This window comes from Veillonella sp. (genome assembly GCF_018381775.1).
Classification (GTDB): Bacteria; Bacillota; Negativicutes; order Veillonellales; family Veillonellaceae; genus Veillonella.
The window spans coordinates 1-1,415 of the sequence record NZ_JAGZRH010000029.1 but is presented as its reverse complement, the minus strand read 5'-3'; the positions used below and the strand labels follow the sequence as shown (position 1 = coordinate 1,415).

Annotated in this window: 5 tRNA genes and 2 rRNA genes; all 7 read left to right on the top strand. The window is 47.8% G+C overall.

Annotated elements, in window-relative coordinates:
• Window positions 1-323 (top strand): 23S ribosomal RNA (locus KH109_RS09685); the annotation flags it as partial.
• Between the two features lie 75 nt (window positions 324-398).
• Window positions 399-514, top strand: a 5S ribosomal RNA gene (gene rrf, locus KH109_RS09680).
• Window positions 515-528: 14 nt separating this feature from the next.
• Window positions 529-601 (top strand) — tRNA-Val (locus KH109_RS09675).
• Window positions 602-614: 13 nt separating this feature from the next.
• A tRNA-Asp gene (locus KH109_RS09670) sits at window positions 615-687 on the top strand.
• A gap of 3 nt (window positions 688-690) precedes the next feature.
• Window positions 691-766: transfer RNA gene (locus KH109_RS09665), tRNA-Phe, on the top strand.
• Window position 767: 1 nt separating this feature from the next.
• Window positions 768-851 (top strand) — tRNA-Tyr (locus KH109_RS09660).
• 4 nt (window positions 852-855) lie between these two features.
• Window positions 856-927, top strand: a tRNA-Gln gene (locus KH109_RS09655).
• The last annotated feature ends 488 nt before the right edge of the window (window positions 928-1,415 follow it).

Genomic DNA, 1,415 nt, shown 5'->3' with positions numbered 1-1,415 from the left:
GCTGGGTTCAGAACGTCGTGAGACAGTTCGGTCCCTATCCGTCGCGGGCGTTGGAAATTTGAGAGGAGCTGTCCTTAGTACGAGAGGACCGGGATGGACACACCGCTGGTGTACCAGTTGTTCTGCCAAGAGCATCGCTGGGTAGCTATGTGTGGACGGGATAAACGCTGAAAGCATCTAAGCGTGAAGCCCCCCTCGAGATGAGATTTCCCATCATTTTAAATGAGTAAGACCCCTGAGAGACGATCAGGTAGATAGGCTAGGAGTGGAAGTACCGTGAGGTATGGAGCGGACTAGTACTAATCGGTCGAGGACTTAACCAAGGTTGAAGGTGGATGAAGGAAGAATTTGGATATAGATTCAGTTTTGAGAGAGCGAGAGCTTTTTCAAGAGAGAAGTGTGGTGACGATGGCAAGAAGGATACACCTGTTCCCATCTCGAACACAGAAGTTAAGCTTCTTAGCGCCGATAGTAGTTGGGGGTTTCCCCCTGTGAGGGTAGGACGTTGCCACGCTTTTCAAATATTATGGAGGTTTAGCTCAGCTGGGAGAGCACCTGCCTTACAAGCAGGGGGTCAGCGGTTCGATCCCGTTAACCTCCATTCCCAAAAATATGGTTCCGTGGTGTAGGGGTTAACATGCCTGCCTGTCACGCAGGAGATCGCGGGTTCGATTCCCGTCGGAACCGTTTGGCTCGGTAGCTCAGTTGGTAGAGCAATGGATTGAAGCTCCATGTGTCGGCAGTTCGATTCTGTCCCGCGCCACCATGGAGGAGTAGCGAAGTGGCTAAACGCGACGGACTGTAAATCCGTTCCTTAGGGTTCAGTGGTTCGAATCCACTCTCCTCCACCATTATTGGGGTATAGCCAAGCGGTAAGGCAACGGACTTTGACTCCGTCATTCGTTGGTTCGAATCCAGCTACCCCAGTCCTACAGGCACCGATTCCGGTGCCTTTTTTGTTGCCCAATTTTTATAACAATCCGTCTCAGCACACACCCTGTCCTTCCGGTCCCACCGCTGAAACTATTCGTAATTTTCTTATTCACTCATTTTGCTGAGGTGTGCTAAAGGGAAATTTTAGAAAATTGTAATTACGAAGAGTTCTTCGGATTCTATAATAGCAGTAATGGGGGATAGTATTAAATGTGAATTAGAGGGAGTTATGAGATTCTCCTTACGTGAAATACTTTAGAGATGTAGACGCAGTAGGTGATTTGAATTAGGCTTTATTGTCTTACTCCCTCTTTGAAGCTTTAAAGGTGAGAGACGAAGGCTCGAACCGGTACCCCATTACAGTTATTATAGAGGAATCCGTAAGGATTCAAAGTAATCCGAAAGGATTCGAGTTCACACTAAGCGCAATTCTCCTGGTGTAGTGTCCCGGCCACCATATACATTTACTTATGTAAAAAAAG